The sequence below is a fragment of the Rhizobium atlanticum genome (assembly GCF_030182485.1).
GTDB lineage: Bacteria > Pseudomonadota > Alphaproteobacteria > Rhizobiales > Rhizobiaceae > Rhizobium.
Window position 1 is genome coordinate 119,209 of record NZ_JAQJCJ010000017.1, and the last position, 14,144, is coordinate 133,352.

Here is a 14,144-nt window from a genome sequence, read left to right on the forward strand (position 1 = left end):
TCAGGGGTGGGAAGCATGGCGAACGGCATCATGGGGCGTTTCTACAAGCATCAGCAGGAGCCTGAAAGCCGGGAACATCCGGAGGCGGCCGACCTGTCTCTCGTCGCAGCTCAGAACATGCCTGCCCGACCGGTCTCTGACAGCGCCACGGCGGGTGGCGAAGAGGCGTCGCTCGGGCCGGACATGGTTTCCGAGCGGGTCAATCTGCACCGTTACCTGCTCGATCGTATCAACCTCGGGATACTCGACGCGCTCGACAATGAGGAGATCGCGACCGAGATCCGGCCGCTCGTCAAGGACTATATCCGGAGTAACAACTTTCCGCTGAATGCCAAGGAAATCAACGATCTGATCCGCGATATCACCGACGAGATGCTCGGGCTGGGGCCGATCGAGCCGCTGCTGGCCGACGAGACGATCGCAGATATTCTCATCAACGGCTACAGCAGCGTCTATGTCGAGCGGAGCGGCAAGCTTGAAAGCACCGCCGTGCGTTTCAAGGACGAGGACCATCTCCTTCGGGTGATCAACAAGATCGTCTCGGCCGTCGGCCGCCGCGTCGACGAATCGACGCCGATGGTCGACGCCCGCCTCAAGGATGGCTCACGTGTCAACGTCGCCATCAGGCCGATCTCGGTCGATGGGCCGCTCGTTTCCATCCGCAAATTCACCCGCAAGCCGCTGACATTGGAGCGCCTCGTGCAATATGGCGCCATGGCCGATGCGATGCGCATTCTTCTCAGCGCCGCCGTCAAGGGCAAAGTGTCCATGGTCATTTCAGGCGGCACCGGTTCCGGCAAGACCACCTTGCTCAACGCTCTCTCCTCGCAGATTTCTCCAAAGGAGCGCCTGATCACCATCGAGGATGCGGCCGAACTCCAACTGCAGCAACCCCATGTCGGGCGTTTGGAAACCCGACCGCCAACGCTCGACGGACGCAACGAGATCCGTCAACGCGAACTTTTGAAAAATGCTCTTCGCATGCGTCCCGACCGCATCATCGTCGGCGAAGTCCGCGGCGACGAGGCGTTCGACATGCTGCAGGCGATGAATACTGGTCACGAGGGGTCGATGACGACCATTCACGCCAACACGCCCCGCGACGCCGTCGGCCGACTCGAACAGATGGTCGGCATGGCGGGGATGCCGATGTCGCAGTTGAGCATTCGCTCACAGATCTCGTCGGCCATCACCATCATCGTGCAGGTCCAGCGCTTGAGCGACGGCAGCCGCAAAGTCGTCTCGATTTCCGAGATCACCGGCATGGAGGGCGAAGTCGTGCAGATGCAGGAGATTATGAAGTTCAAGAAAATCGGCACTGACGAAGGCGGGCGGATCCATGGCGAATTCCGCGCCACAGGCATCCGGCCGCGATTCGTCGAGGAATTTGCGGAACTCGGGATCGAGATTCCCGTGGCAATTTTTGATCCCGGTAAACCGCTCCAAACGGGACCTGTTCAATGACCCTGACTCTCGTTTACGCTGCCGTTTTCACCGCGGCCCTTGTCGCTGTTGAAGCGATTATGCGCGGCTACTTCAAGACATCCGAACGCCACCGCGCCGTGAACCATCGGTTGAGCTTGCTCGAGGTCAGCGATGATCATCGCAAGACCTATAGCGATATGCTCAAGGAGCGCGGTGTCGCCGGCGGTTGGCGGCAAACCCCCATGATGCAGCGGCTGCTGCGGTTCTACGCCCAGTCGGGAATCAAGTTCGATGCCAGGCGATTTGCTCTCTTCGCGATCGCTGGCGCACTTTTTACGTGGCTGGCAGTTCAGTTCCTCGTGCCGAGCACTCTGTTTAGAATAATCGTCTTTCTGCTGATCTGCCTGCTCATCCCCGCATTGGTCGTCTGGCGCGCCCGGGCGAGCCGCATGAAGAAATTCGAGCTGAAGCTTCCTGAAGCGCTCGATGTCGCCAATCGCAGCCTGGCCGCCGGCCACCCGCTGCCGGCGGCGATTTCTTTGGTGGCACGCGAGATGCCTGATCCGATCGGCACCGAGTTCGGCCTCCTCTCGGATGAACTCACCTACGGCGTGACGCTGGATGATGCCCTTGTGAACTTAGCCGATCGGGTCGGCGTCGAGGACCTGAATCTGCTTGCGATATCGTTGAGCGTACAGGCCGGAACCGGCGGCAATCTCGTGGAGATCTTGCAGAACCTTTCGAAAACGCTGCGAGACCGGTCGATGCTCAAGGCAAAGGTCAGGGCGATTTCGTCGGAAGGACGCATCACGGCGATCTTCATGTCGGTCTATCCGTTTTTGCTCTACGCGATGATCAAGGCGTTATCGCCGACCTACTTCGACCCCGTCTGGGACAGCGGCCACGGACCCGCCGTTGTGAGCATTCTGCTGGCCATCATGGCGATCGGGAATGTCATTCTCTACAAGATGGTCAACTTCGAGTACTGAGGCGGTCATGTCGAGCGAGTATGGAATCTACCTCATCGTCTTCTTTGCAGTGCTGATATTTTCGGCGGCAGCCTCGGAATTGTTTTTTCGACAGCGCGAGGTCTCCGTTCGGGTGTCGAAGAGCTCGGCGATGGGCGACGACTTCCATGTCGGCGATACGACGATTGCCGATCTCGGCGAGGCGGAAAACCGCCTGATCCGCCGCTATTTCGAAATTACGCGACGTGACACGAATCTGAACTCCACTCAGAACCGGCTGATTCGGGCGGGCTATTTTGCTGCCGGCGCGGTGACCACCTTCCAGGTGGTCCGCGCGGTGATTTGTATCTGCATACTGGTCGGGGCGGTCTGGGCCCTAAACCGGATCGCGCCGAACATGCCGCAGATAGGCGCTCTGATCATTGCCATGTTTGCTGCGGGCGCGACCTTTATTCTCGTCAACATTTATATCGACCGGCGTGGCACCGCCAAGGAGAGGGAGTACCGCCGCCTTTTTCCCGATTTTATGGATATGCTGATCGTCTGCCTCGATGCAGGGATGAGCATCGAAGCGGCCGCGAACCGTGTTGCCCGGGAATTCGTGGCCAAGCAGCAGGACTTCGGCCTCCATCTCTCGATCATGATGCTGGAAGTGCGGGGCGGCCGGCGACTGCGTGAGGCGCTCGCTAACCTGGCCACCCGCCTGAGAATCGACGAGGCCCGGGCCCTGTCCGTTCTGTTCCGCCAATCGGAGGAGCTCGGGACCAGCGTCACCCAGACGCTGCGGGTCTACAGCAAGGAAATGCGCGACCTGCGTATTGTGCGCGCCGAGGAAAAGGCGAACGCCTTGCCGGTCAAGATGCTGCTGCCGCTGGGCGCGTTCCTTTTTCCGGTAAGCCTCGTCATTGTGCTTGTGCCCGTTGTTATGCGTGTCATCAGTCTTCTTGTCGGCATGAAACCCGGCGGTTAAGCCAAGCGAGGTCGTATGCAGTATTCGCTCGAACACAATCGTGACGCCATCATTTCGCTCGATCCGCGTATGCCAATGGCACCGGGAAGCATAGAGCAAGCGGGATTGGATCAGTCGTTCCTGCTTCGGCTGGCCGCAAAATGTGCGGCCGAGCAGGATACGACCACGGCCTCTCATCTCGCTGAACGCATGAGATTGCCGAAAGTGATCGTCAATCTCCTGATCAAGGAACTGGTGAAACTTGCATACCTCGAGGCTCGCGGCCTGGCGGGTGAGGATGTCAGATCTGATGTCCGATATGCGCTGTCAATGAAGGGGTTCGAATATGCCCACGCGGCGTCGCGTCAATGCCAATATGTCGGGCCGGCGCCGGTGTCGCTCGACGCGTTCTGCCGGCAAATAGGTTTGCAGTCCATCCATCACGAGCGCGTGACCCCAGAGCGGCTGACCGACAGCCTTGAGGGGCTGGTGCTCTCGCACACCCTGGTCGAGAAACTCGGCCCGGCCATCAACTCCGGTCGCTCTATCCTGCTTTACGGACCGCCCGGCAACGGGAAGACCAGCATCGCCGAGCGGACGTCGCAACTGTTTCGCCAAACGATCTGGGTGCCATATGCCATCGAGGTCGGCGGTCATGTCATCAGTTTCTATGACGAGGCCGTGCATCACCCCGTATCGGAGGCTGGCGCGGACTCCCATTCGAAAGCCGATCAACGATGGATCGAATGCCGCCGTCCGGTGATCAAGACGGGCGGGGAATTGACCCTCGATCAGCTCGATCTCACCTTCAACGCCGGGCCAAATGTCTATGAAGCACCCATACACTTGAAAGCGTCCGGCGGCGTGTTCATCATCGACGACTTCGGGCGTCAGCAAGTGGCGCCACAGGCGCTCATCAATCGCTGGATTGTGCCGCTCGAGCGCGGATATGACTTTCTGACGCTGCACACCGGCAAGAAGTTCAAGGTTCCCTTTGACGAGCTGGTCGTGTTTTCGACGAATATCGCACCGAAGGACCTCTCCGACGAGGCGGGCTTGCGGCGCCTCAAATACAAGATTTTTGTCAACACTCCGTCGCGCGACGAATATCTCAGAATTTTCAAATCCTACGCCAGCGGCACTGGATTGGTTGTCTCTGACCCAGAGCTGAACTTGTTCTACGATCGCAAGTACAACGGCGATGTGCTAGCGTCTTGCTACCATCCGAAATATCTTCTCGATTTCGTCAGTTCCTACTGCGAGTTTAATGGCTTAGCGCGAATCGCGTCGCTTGATATGCTCGAACGCGCGTGGGAAGGTGTATTTACGTCGGAATGATTGCGGACTTGGCGCTGATCACGGCCTGTTCCTGGACAATGCCAACGCAGATTTGATGACTTACGGGGAGTAAGCGAATGACCGGCATCCCGAATATCGACGTCGAAGTCGACGGCGCAAAACAAAGCCATATGCGAACACCAGAGCCGAGAGTCTCAAGAAACCCGCTGCTCGTCGGTTTGATCCTCATGCTCCTGCCTGTGAATGCCGGCGTTCTCATTTATACGGCCAAGAACTCGGCCGATGTTCGCGAGAGCCGCGAGACCATCGCTGCGCTTAAAAGGTCCATCGATGGCCTGAGAGGACAAATGGAAAAGCAGTCGCGCAACATCGCGGAGAATGCCAAGGCCGACGAAGTCGCACTGATCCGCCAGGAGATGGATAGTCTGCAAAAGTCCATTCTGTCGATCAACGAAGGAATGCGCAACGACATGAGCGGTGCACGCATGGGTTCAGCGTTGGTCCTCAGTGCACCCGGCAAGGAACCGGCACAGTTTTTCGCACCCCGGGGCGTGTCAGCGGAAACACAAACTGCAGATAGCACCCTTGCGTCGATCGAAGCCGGCGGCATTTCCGTCAGTAACCTGCCGCGTTACGAACGTACACTCTCGCCGGAAGGCAAGCTCATTCTTCGGAAGGCACGGTAAACTCCGACTCGCCGAAATCTCCAAAGCAATCGGTGGACGCCGCCCGGGGCGCCGTGCCGCTGCTCATATCTAGGGCGTTCTCATCTCGACGCAGATTGCCGATCGCTGAAGGATCGATTACCGCTGAGCATACTTCACGCTGTTCTTCATGAGTTCGAGATTACGGGCAGTGACTTCGTTTCCGGGATCAAGCTCATAGGCTTTCAGGAAATAGCGCCTGGCAGTACGCAGGTCACCGCGTAACAGGTGAGAATAGCCGATATTGTTGTAGTAGACCGGGGTGTTGCCGATCATCCGCGAGAGTTGCTGATAAGCGCGGTCGGAGGTATCGAAGCGGGCAACCATATCGGCGGAGGCCGCCAAGCCTAACCAGGCGGCCGGGTCTTCCGGAAAAACGTCAACCGCTCGCTTGTAGATGGCGTAGGATTTTCCGTAATTCTTTTCCTGAAACTGCAGTTTGCCGTTGGTTATCAGCTCGTCGTTCTTGTAGAAGGCGACGGCCGAGTCATCCTGGAGAGTTTTTGCGCTGTCGCCGTAAGCAGCCAGACCATCAACGCCGGATGACTGGCAACCAGCCAAAACCGCTCCGGTCGCCAGCAAAAAGGCAATGCATTTAGTCCCAGCTCTGATCTGCAGCATTGGCAATTTGATCCCCATCAGACATTCTTACCCAAGACTCGGATGCGTTCACCGGCATCATCGTGAAAAAAAGCTAACAACTCAAGAATTTAAGCAGATACTCACAAAAAAGGCGACAGAGGCGGCTTCGCTGGCTTGCGCCATGGGCAATAAACGCCAACTACTCGGGGTAGGCAACATGTGCGCCCCAAAATCTCGGCCTGATAGAAAAACTTGGCGGCGCATGTCGCTCCGCTTACAGCAATTCCAGGAAAAGTGTGAAACGGTTTTCCCAGGCAAAGCGCGAAGCGCCTTGCCGGGAATTGCGTAAAAACAAAAACTTGGAGCGGTGCTGCGCTTCCGTGAAAAGCTGAACCGCTCTAGTCCTTGGCGCTGAGGATCTCGATCGTCCGCTCGTCGAATTTTCCTTGATAAAAACGGTCGATCGCCCGGTGGAAGGGCGACCCGTGATCGCTGATCGCTGCAAACAAGGTCATCGATGAGCGCAGCTTGAGATCATCAGGCGAGCCGAGAATGTCATGGGCCGATCGGCCATCGATCGATAAAAGAGCCTCGACGCAGCGCAGCAGCCGGCTTGAGAGCGTGGGATCGGCGAGATAGGCGGCCGCTTCCCCGGCCGAGCGTATGGCATATTTTTCCGCCATTGCAGAGGTGCCGAGACCAGCGATCTGCGGGAAGATGAACCACATCCAATGAGACGTTTTCCGTCCGGCCTTCAGCTCGGAAAGCGCCTGCTCGTAGACGCCGTTTTGGGCGTTGACGAAACGTTCGAGATTGTAATCGATCTTGCCGGCCATGGTTCTTTCCCTTTTGCTGTCAACGCAGCTTGAGTCAGAGGGGCTCCATGCCCGGCGAAGAAATTTCTCCCTGGGCGAACAACAATGTCGCCCGGGGTAGTCGGCTTGCTGTCAGCAGACCCGTTCAGCATAAGGGCTGCTGTCACGGCAATGGCCGTAAGGCTGATGATGCGGCGTATCGCCAGGGGTGGCAGCAATGGCCGATGTCGTCACCGGATCCGTCACGTTGGAAGAATATGCGGCAAAACCAACAAAGCTCAAGACAACCAACGCTGCGACCACCACGATGCGCTCGAAACCGGAAAGTTTCTGCGCGCTGACATGTTCCACATAGTCACGCTCGCCTGGACCGAGAGATTCGTCCTCTTTCACGTGGAGGGTCACCATGTCTTGGCGACGGCTTAAAGTTTCACAATCTGTCATTTTTAATTACTCCTGCAACACATGCGGCCGGTAGAAGAGTAAACTCTCACCCTCGCGTCGAACCGGCTCGGCATGCGTGCAAGCATGTGTGTCTTCAATCGTGGCAATTGAAGGGGCAATTTTCAAACTCAGTGTTCAAAAATTCGTACCAATAGATGCAAAATATCGTGAAGCTCTGGCTCGCCGGAATGATCCGGGTTAGTCATTGACTGCATCTCTCATAAGGACCGCCCCATGAGCAAATCCTTCGGCGCGATGTCGGTCGCCCAGCTTTCCGTTCTCATCCAAGGCGGCGCCGCCGATCCGGTCGATGTGGCCGAGACGGTCTTTGAATCCATTGCGAATTATCCCGACAAGGCTGTCTTCACCACACTGCTCGAAGGTCGGGCGATGGAGGAGGCGCGCGCCTCCTCCAAACGCTTGCGGGCCGGGCGCTCGCTCGGGTTGCTGGACGGCGTTCCGATCGCCTGGAAGGATCTTTTCGACATTGAAGGCCTGCCGACGACGGCGGGGTCAATCGTCCTGGCTTCCGACACACCCGCCGGCCGTGATGCGGCGGTCGTCGGTCTTCTCAGGCAGGCTGGCATGGTCGCCATAGGCCGAACCAATATGAGCGAATTTGCCTTTTCCGGTCTGGGCATCAATCCGCATTACGGCACGCCGGTCAATCCGCGCGGCACCGATCTCCCGCGCATCCCCGGCGGCTCCTCCTCTGGCGCCGGTGTTGCCGTCGCAGCCGGGTTGGTGCCTGTCGCGATGGGTACGGATACCGGCGGCTCGGTGCGCATTCCCGCTGCGTTCAACGGAATCGTCGGCTACAAGGCGACACGTGGCCGTTATACGATGGATGGAGTTTACCCGCTGGCAAAAAGCCTCGATTCGCTGGGGCCGCTCTGCCGCAGCGTCAGGGATGCCGTGTGGATCGATGCGGCGATGCGTGGCCTGACCGCGCCCGATGTCGTCGAGCGTCCGCTGCGGGGGCTGGAATTGCTCGTGCCCGAAAATATCGTTTTCGATGCGGCGGAACCAGGCGTTGTCGAGGCTTTCGAGGCAGCTTTGGAACGCCTTCAAAGCGCGGGCGCCGCTGTTTCCCGCACGGTCATTCCCGCCTTCAACGAAATTTTCGATCTTATGACAACATACGGTCCGCTGGTGACGGCGGAGGCTTTCGCCCTTCACCGGGAGCGTTTGGCGGGACCGGACGCAGAGCGTATGGACCATCGCGTCGTCATGCGCACTCGCTTGGGAAGCAGGACGACGGCGCCCGATTACATCGCGATGCTGCAGGCGCGCAGCCGCCTGATCGCCGATACCGACCGTCTCATTGGCAATCGTCTGATCGCCTTTCCCACGGTCGCCCATGTCGCTCCGCCGATCGCGCCGCTGGAAGAGGATGATGAACTCTTCTTCGCTGCGAATAACAAGACGCTGCGCAACACCGCGCTCGGCAATTTCCTCGACTGGTGCGGCGTTTCCATCCCCTGCGGGACGGGTGTAGCAGGCATGCCGGTCGGTTTGCTTCTTTCGGCGACCGCAAATCGCGATGAGGCGCTGCTGGGGGCGGCACTTGCCGCCGAGGTGGTGGTCCGCGGCGATTTCGTCTGAATTGGCAATTGAAGCACCGGGTTTTTATTGCCATTGATGGATGAGGAGATCCTGGAGGAACGCACGTGCAGGTTTTGCAGAACGGACGCTTGGCGGTTTCGACCTGGTCGTTGCATCGGCTGCTCGGCGCCGTTTATGGCTATAGCCCCGATCCCGATAAAAGTGCGGCGCCCAAAGAGCCCTACGGCCCCGGCGGTGCGGCGCTGATCGACATGCCGGCGGCGCTCGCTGCGCGTGGTATCCACCGGCTGGAGATCTGTTCCTTCCATCTGCCGAGCCTTGATGCCGCTTATCTAACTGAACTCAGCGACGCGATGGCGGCCTCGAACGTGCTGTTCCAGACCCTGCTGATCGAGGACGGCGATCCAAGCCATCCCGAAACGGCCGAACGCGATGTCAGATGGATGGCAGAATGGATCGATATCGCGGCGGCGCTCGGGGCGCAGAGGATGCGCGTCATTGCCGGCAAGCAGAAGCCGACGGAGGAAAACCTTGCTCGCGCTGCCCGCCATCTGAACTGGTTGGCCGACAAGGCCAAAGGCAGTGGGGTGCGCGTCGTTGTCGAGAACTGGTTCGACCTGCTGCCGTCGCCGGTGGAGATGAACTGGCTGCTGGAGCGGCTGGACGGCAAGGTCGGCCTTAACGGCGACCTCGGCAATTGGTCGGCACCCGCCAAGTACGAAGGTCTTGCCGATATCATGCGCCGGGCGGAAATCTGCCACGCCAAGGCCGATTACGGCCCTGCAGGTCTCGATGCTGACGATTACCGCAAGTGCCTGGAGATGTGCGAGAAGGCGGGTTACGCCGGGCCTTTCACGCTCATCTATGACTCGCCGTTCTTCGCCGATGAATGGGACGGGATCCTGCTTCAAAAACAATTCATCGAGGATTTTCTGCGCGAGGCGCCAGAGCGCAGGACGGCTTAAAGTCCAAGGACTTCGCGCTTATTCCTGACGCGGGAACCTTTGGCTCTCCTCCAGCACATTCAGATCCATGTGATTGCGCATGTAGCGCTCCGAGGCTTTCTGCAGCGGCTGGTAGTCCCAGGGATAGTAGGCGCCGTTGCGCAACGCTGCATAGACCACCCAGCGTCGCGCCTGGCTTTCGCGCACGGCTGCGTCGAAATCGCCAAGGTTCCAGCGCTGCCCGGCCTGTTCGACAAGCCGCGCCAAAGTGTCGGCATGCGCCGGGTCGGCTGCCAGATTGTCGAGTTCTTGCGGGTCGGCCTCGAGGTCGAACAGCATCGGCGGGTCCTTCTCGCAGAGCGACAGCTTGTATCGCCCATCCCTCAGGCAGACGAGCGGCGCTTCGGAACCTTCAGCGGCATATTCGATCGGCACGGGGCCGCGGCTGCCGGTGCCCTGGGCAAGCGGGGCGAGATCCGAGCCCTCGGTCCACGGCTTCAGCGAGGCGATGTCGATGCCGATGAGGCCGGCGAGCGTCGGCGTCACGTCGAGGGTGGAAACCGGCTGGTCGATGCGCTTCGGCGCCCAGCCGGGCGCTGCGATCATCAATGGAACGCGAGCCGATCCTTCGAAGAAGTTCATCTTGAACCAGAGGCCGCGATCGCCGAGCATGTCGCCATGGTCGGACACGAAGAGGATGATCGTGTTGTCGGCCATGCGGCTGCGTTCGAGCACGTCGAGGATTTCGCCGATCTTTTCATCGACATAGGAGATATTGGCGAAGTAGCCGCGTCTTGCTCGCCTGGTCTGTTCGCGGCTGATGTCGAAAGCAGCGTGGTCGCAGGCTTTCATCAGACGCTGCGAGTGCGGGTCCTGTCGATCATAGGCGATCGGCGCGACCGCAGGGTCGAGAGCCGGGCAATCCTCATAGAGATCCCAAAATTTGCGGCGCGCGACATAGGGGTCGTGCGGATGGGTGAAGCTGACGGTCAGGCACCAGGGGCGCTCGTCATGGCCACGGGAGAGATCGTAGAGTTTTCGCGTAGCGTGATAGGCGACCTCGTCGTCATATTCCATCTGGTTGGTGATTTCGGCCACACCGGCGCCGGTGACCGAGCCGAGATTGTGGTACCACCAGTCGATGCGCTCGCCGGGCTTGGTGTAGTCGGGCGTCCAGCCGAAATCGGCGGGGTAAATGTCCGTCGTCAGGCGCTCTTCGAAACCGTGCAGCTGATCGGGGCCGACGAAATGCATCTTGCCTGACAGCGCGGTCTGGTAACCGGCGGCGCGCAGATGATGGGCATAGGTCGGAATGTCGGAGGCGAATTCGGCGGCATTGTCGTAGACGCGCGTCCGGCTCGGCAACTGTCCGGACATTAAGGACGCCCGCGCCGGCGCGCAGAGCGGGCTTGCCGTATAGGTATTGGCGAAGCGCACCGAGCGCTCGGCCAGGGATTTCAGATGCGGCGCATGAAGGAAATCGGCCGGACCATCGGGAAACAAGGTCCCATTCAACTGGTCCACCATGAGAATGAGGATATTCGGGCGCGCCATATAATTTGCCTTTTGCTATTTGAAGATTTTATTGAAGCGCCTATCATTGCGCCTGTAAAGGCAGCTTTTTTCGATAGCTGCCTAAAGGGATTTTTATGGCAGAACACCCGCCTGAGCTTGGATGGATGCGCCTTTTCGTTGAAGTCGCGCGACTGGGAAGCTTTTCGGCGGCTGCAACGCTTCTCGGGCTGACCCAGCCGGCGGTCAGCTACCAGATCCGCCGGCTGGAAGAACAGTTCGGTGTCAGCCTGCTGCGCCGCCAGCATCGTGGCGTTGAGCTGACCGCGGAAGGCGAGCGCCTTCTCGCGGTGACCGCCAAGGCAGTCGGCGACATCGATGCACTCGCCCGCAGTTTTCGCGTCGAAGCTCAACGGCCGGTCGTCAGGCTCAGGACAGACTATGCATTCTCCGCACTTTGGCTGATACCACGGATGGAGAGGTTTCGCCTTCTGCATCCAGAAACGGACATACAGATCATTGCGACGCAGAGGCTTGCGGCCGGATTCCGCGATGAAGCCGATGTCGCGGTGGCTTTCGGTACGCGTAAGGAATTTGCAGCCGTCGGTACGCTCCTGCTGCCGGAGAGGGTCGTGCCCGTCTGCACGCGCGGATTTCTCGATCGCAACGGCCCCCTCGACGATCCAAGAGAGCTCGCAAAGGCGCGTCTGATCCATCTTGACGGGCCTCTGCCATCGCCCTGGTTCGACTGGCGCAGCTACTTTGCCGAATTCTCGGTCCTGCGCGACATCAACGCCGGGCGCGGCGATATCAGCTTCAATACCTATTCCTTGGTCATCCAGGCCGCCCTCAGCGAGCAGGGCGTGGCGATCGGCTGGAAGGGCCTCGTCGATACGCTTCTTTCGGCACGCATGCTCGTCGAAGCCGGTCCACCGCTGGAGGCGCCCGACCGCGGTTACTGGCTGGTGCCGCCGCGGTCTCCAAACGTTCACAGCGAGAGGCTCAGCGCCTGGCTGGCGGATGCGGTGAAGAGAAATGATTAGCGGCGGTTGCAGTTCTGTCCAGGAGAAGCCTTGTCATCGGCGATCGCGATCGACATTGTGGGGCCGAATCGATGGCGAAGGTGGCTGAAGCATGCGAACGATCGGATATGTCATAGGTCTGCTCATGGTCTTGCTCGGCCTGATCTGGATCGGGCAGGGAAGCGGCTATTTTCCCTATCCGGCGTCCAGTTTCATGATCGCTCAAAAGATCTGGATGCTCTGGGGAGCCATTCTGGCCGCAGCGGGTATCGTGGTGATCGTCATCCTCTCGCGGCTGCGTCGCAGAGGATGAATTGCTGCTGCCGTCTGGCGGCAAATCCGGCCGCTGACGGCCTGTCGAAATGAGGAGAATGGCATGAGCGCAGCTGAAATCGACGGTTTTGCCGACCGTATCAGAAAGCACCAGGGCGGCATGATCTCCGCCTGGGTCGGCATCCCCGATGCCATGCTCGTCAACCATTTGGCGCAAGAGGCTTTCGATGCCGTCGTGCTCGATATGCAGCACGGGATGTGGGATATGCAATCGGCGGCAAACGCCGTCGCTCAGGTTCGTCTCGCCGGAAAGCCGGCCATCGCCCGCATACCCGTCGGCGATTTCGCTTCCGCCTCGCGCCTGCTCGATGCCGGCGCCTCCGGCATCATCGCGCCGATGATCAATTCGGCCGAAGATGCGCGAGCGCTGGTCAGGACCACGAAATATCCGCCCCTCGGCGAGCGAAGCTGGGGGCCGTCATTGGCGCTGAACCATACCGGCCTGTCGGCCGATGCCTATCTCAGGAGCGCCAACGAGCTCACGGTCGCCATCGCCATGGTTGAGACCCGCGCCGCGCTCGACGCTATCGACGGCATTCTTGGCGTCACCGGCATCGACGGCATTTTCGTCGGCCCTGCCGATCTTTCGATAGCTCTGTCGAACGGCGATCAGGTGGCGCCGAACGCCGCCGAGATCGACAGCGCCATGCAGCATGCCGTCGCGCGCTGCCGCGCCCACGGCAAATTCGCCTGCGCCTATGCCGGCGATGGCGAGCGGGCCGGGGAACTGCTGAAGTACGGATTCGATCTGGTCATCGCCGGTGCGGAGACCGTGCAACTGCGCGCCGGCGCTCGCCGGGCGATCAACGCTGCGCGCAGAATCGCTTCCGGCGGCTGAGCTCGTCTCAGCGAGCCGGTTTGGCCGCCAGCCAGATCACGTGGCGGGCGCCGCGCTTGCGGTTGGCGCGGGTATTGACCACGTCGACGGAGAAGCCGCTGTCCTTGAGACGGCGTGTGAAATCGGGATCAGGGCCGGACGACCAGACGGCGAGCACGCCGCCGGGGCGAAGCGCGTCGCGGGTGGCGCGAAGGCCGGCGAAATCGTAGAGCCGATCATTGGATTTGCGGGTCAACCCGTCCGGGCCGTTGTCGACATCGAGCAGGATCGCGTCATAGGCAGCCTTGCCTGCATGGATCGCCTCGCCGACATCGCCCTGGTGAAGGTGGACGCGCGGGTCGTCTAGACAGCCCTTGAAGACTTCGGTCATTGGTCCGCGCGCCCAGGCGACGACAGCGGGCACCAGTTCGGCGACGGTGACGCCGGCATCCTCGGGCAGCACTGCGAGAGCGGCGCGCAGGGTAAAGCCCATGCCAAGCCCGCCGATCAAGATCCTCGGTTTCCGATGCGTCCTGATCCGTTCCCAGGAAAGGGTCGCCAGCGCTTCTTCCGAGCCGCTGAGGCGGCTGTTCATCAGTTCGTTGGCGCCGAGCATGATCGAGAATTCGCTGCCGCGCCGCTTCAGCCTGAGTTCGCCGTCTTCGCCGGGAATGGTCGCGGAATCGAGCTGGATCCAGGGCAGCATGATGGTTCGCCTCACATGAAAGGGACCGTCCCTAGCATAGCGCAAAGGGCGAGGCCAG

General features: G+C 60.0%; 15 protein-coding genes. 10 read left to right on the forward strand and 5 right to left on the reverse strand.

Annotated elements, in window-relative coordinates; all coding sequences use genetic code 11:
• Positions 1-15 precede the first annotated feature (15 nt).
• The 5 genes from PH551_RS23500 to PH551_RS23520 all read left to right on the forward strand — a co-directional run bounded on the left by PH551_RS23500 (position 16) and on the right by PH551_RS23520 (position 5,327).
• A complete protein-coding gene (locus PH551_RS23500; RefSeq protein WP_285195243.1) occupies positions 16-1,464 on the forward strand; it encodes a TadA family conjugal transfer-associated ATPase in 1,449 nt (482 codons plus the stop codon).
• On the forward strand, positions 1,461-2,414 hold the full coding sequence (locus PH551_RS23505) for a type II secretion system F family protein (protein ID WP_285195244.1): 954 nt from the start codon (positions 1,461-1,463) through the stop codon (positions 2,412-2,414). Before PH551_RS23500 ends, PH551_RS23505 begins: the two co-directional genes overlap by 4 nt.
• A gap of 7 nt (positions 2,415-2,421) precedes the next feature.
• A complete protein-coding gene (locus tag PH551_RS23510) occupies positions 2,422-3,363 on the forward strand; it encodes a type II secretion system F family protein (RefSeq protein WP_285195245.1) in 942 nt (313 codons plus the stop codon).
• A 15-nt stretch (positions 3,364-3,378) separates the two neighbouring features.
• Entirely contained in the window at positions 3,379-4,680 is a 1,302-nt protein-coding gene (locus tag PH551_RS23515) for an ATP-binding protein (RefSeq protein ID WP_285195246.1), read from the forward strand.
• Between the two features lie 77 nt (positions 4,681-4,757).
• Positions 4,758-5,327 (forward strand): hypothetical protein, encoded by a 570-nt coding sequence (locus PH551_RS23520; RefSeq protein ID WP_285195247.1) that lies wholly within the window; start codon positions 4,758-4,760, stop codon positions 5,325-5,327.
• A 117-nt stretch (positions 5,328-5,444) separates the two neighbouring features.
• Here PH551_RS23520 and PH551_RS23525 read toward each other — a convergent pair whose 3' ends face one another.
• From PH551_RS23525 to PH551_RS23535, 3 genes are all read right to left on the reverse strand, one after another.
• The gene (locus PH551_RS23525) at positions 5,445-5,966 is read right to left on the reverse strand and encodes a tetratricopeptide repeat protein (protein ID WP_285195280.1); all 522 of its coding nucleotides are present in this window, start codon (positions 5,964-5,966) and stop codon (positions 5,445-5,447) included.
• Between the two features lie 359 nt (positions 5,967-6,325).
• Positions 6,326-6,763, reverse strand: coding sequence for a DUF1810 domain-containing protein (locus PH551_RS23530; RefSeq protein WP_221114053.1), 438 nt, complete (start codon positions 6,761-6,763; stop codon positions 6,326-6,328).
• Positions 6,764-6,874: 111 nt separating this feature from the next.
• Complete coding sequence (locus tag PH551_RS23535) at positions 6,875-7,150, reverse strand: hypothetical protein (protein WP_285195281.1); 276 nt, start codon at positions 7,148-7,150, stop codon at positions 6,875-6,877.
• Between the two features lie 270 nt (positions 7,151-7,420).
• Between PH551_RS23535 and PH551_RS23540 the strand changes: the two genes are divergently transcribed.
• Positions 7,421-8,791, forward strand: a complete 1,371-nt coding sequence (locus PH551_RS23540; RefSeq protein WP_285195248.1) for an amidase — start codon at positions 7,421-7,423, stop codon at positions 8,789-8,791.
• 65 nt (positions 8,792-8,856) lie between these two features.
• Positions 8,857-9,717 (forward strand): sugar phosphate isomerase/epimerase family protein, encoded by an 861-nt coding sequence (locus tag PH551_RS23545; RefSeq protein WP_285195249.1) that lies wholly within the window; start codon positions 8,857-8,859, stop codon positions 9,715-9,717.
• Between the two features lie 18 nt (positions 9,718-9,735).
• Here the strand turns inward: PH551_RS23545 and betC are convergent, their stop codons facing one another.
• Entirely contained in the window at positions 9,736-11,250 is a 1,515-nt protein-coding gene (betC, locus tag PH551_RS23550; RefSeq protein ID WP_285195250.1) for a choline-sulfatase, read from the reverse strand.
• 95 nt (positions 11,251-11,345) lie between these two features.
• Between betC and PH551_RS23555 the strand changes: the two genes are divergently transcribed.
• The 3 genes from PH551_RS23555 (at position 11,346) to PH551_RS23565 (ending at position 13,401) form a co-directional block, all read left to right on the forward strand.
• Entirely contained in the window at positions 11,346-12,251 is a 906-nt protein-coding gene (locus tag PH551_RS23555; protein WP_285195251.1) for a choline sulfate utilization transcriptional regulator, read from the forward strand.
• A 91-nt stretch (positions 12,252-12,342) separates the two neighbouring features.
• The gene (locus tag PH551_RS23560) at positions 12,343-12,543 is read left to right on the forward strand and encodes a hypothetical protein (RefSeq protein ID WP_085781121.1); all 201 of its coding nucleotides are present in this window, start codon (positions 12,343-12,345) and stop codon (positions 12,541-12,543) included.
• A 63-nt stretch (positions 12,544-12,606) separates the two neighbouring features.
• On the forward strand, positions 12,607-13,401 hold the full coding sequence (locus tag PH551_RS23565) for an HpcH/HpaI aldolase family protein (RefSeq protein WP_085781122.1): 795 nt from the start codon (positions 12,607-12,609) through the stop codon (positions 13,399-13,401).
• 7 nt (positions 13,402-13,408) lie between these two features.
• Here PH551_RS23565 and PH551_RS23570 read toward each other — a convergent pair whose 3' ends face one another.
• Entirely contained in the window at positions 13,409-14,086 is a 678-nt protein-coding gene (locus PH551_RS23570) for a spermidine synthase (protein ID WP_285195252.1), read from the reverse strand.
• Between the last annotated feature and the right edge of the window lie 58 nt (positions 14,087-14,144).

Bases quoted from the DNA above. Each gene is read 5' to 3' on its own strand.
- PH551_RS23500 (WP_285195243.1), top strand. From the start codon at position 16: ATGGCGAACGGCATCATGGGGCGTTTCTACAAGCATCAGCAGGAGCCT.
- PH551_RS23505 (WP_285195244.1), top strand. From the start codon at position 1,461: ATGACCCTGACTCTCGTTTACGCTGCCGTTTTCACCGCGGCCCTTGTC.
- PH551_RS23510 (WP_285195245.1), top strand. From the start codon at position 2,422: ATGTCGAGCGAGTATGGAATCTACCTCATCGTCTTCTTTGCAGTGCTG.
- PH551_RS23515 (WP_285195246.1), top strand. From the start codon at position 3,379: ATGCAGTATTCGCTCGAACACAATCGTGACGCCATCATTTCGCTCGAT.
- PH551_RS23520 (WP_285195247.1), top strand. From the start codon at position 4,758: ATGACCGGCATCCCGAATATCGACGTCGAAGTCGACGGCGCAAAACAA.
- PH551_RS23525 (WP_285195280.1), bottom strand. From the start codon at position 5,966: ATGCTGCAGATCAGAGCTGGGACTAAATGCATTGCCTTTTTGCTGGCG.
- PH551_RS23530 (WP_221114053.1), bottom strand. From the start codon at position 6,763: ATGGCCGGCAAGATCGATTACAATCTCGAACGTTTCGTCAACGCCCAA.
- PH551_RS23535 (WP_285195281.1), bottom strand. From the start codon at position 7,150: ATGGTGACCCTCCACGTGAAAGAGGACGAATCTCTCGGTCCAGGCGAG.
- PH551_RS23540 (WP_285195248.1), top strand. From the start codon at position 7,421: ATGAGCAAATCCTTCGGCGCGATGTCGGTCGCCCAGCTTTCCGTTCTC.
- betC (WP_285195250.1), bottom strand. From the start codon at position 11,250: ATGGCGCGCCCGAATATCCTCATTCTCATGGTGGACCAGTTGAATGGG.
- PH551_RS23555 (WP_285195251.1), top strand. From the start codon at position 11,346: ATGGCAGAACACCCGCCTGAGCTTGGATGGATGCGCCTTTTCGTTGAA.
- PH551_RS23560 (WP_085781121.1), top strand. From the start codon at position 12,343: ATGCGAACGATCGGATATGTCATAGGTCTGCTCATGGTCTTGCTCGGC.
- PH551_RS23565 (WP_085781122.1), top strand. From the start codon at position 12,607: ATGAGCGCAGCTGAAATCGACGGTTTTGCCGACCGTATCAGAAAGCAC.
- PH551_RS23570 (WP_285195252.1), bottom strand. From the start codon at position 14,086: ATGCTGCCCTGGATCCAGCTCGATTCCGCGACCATTCCCGGCGAAGAC.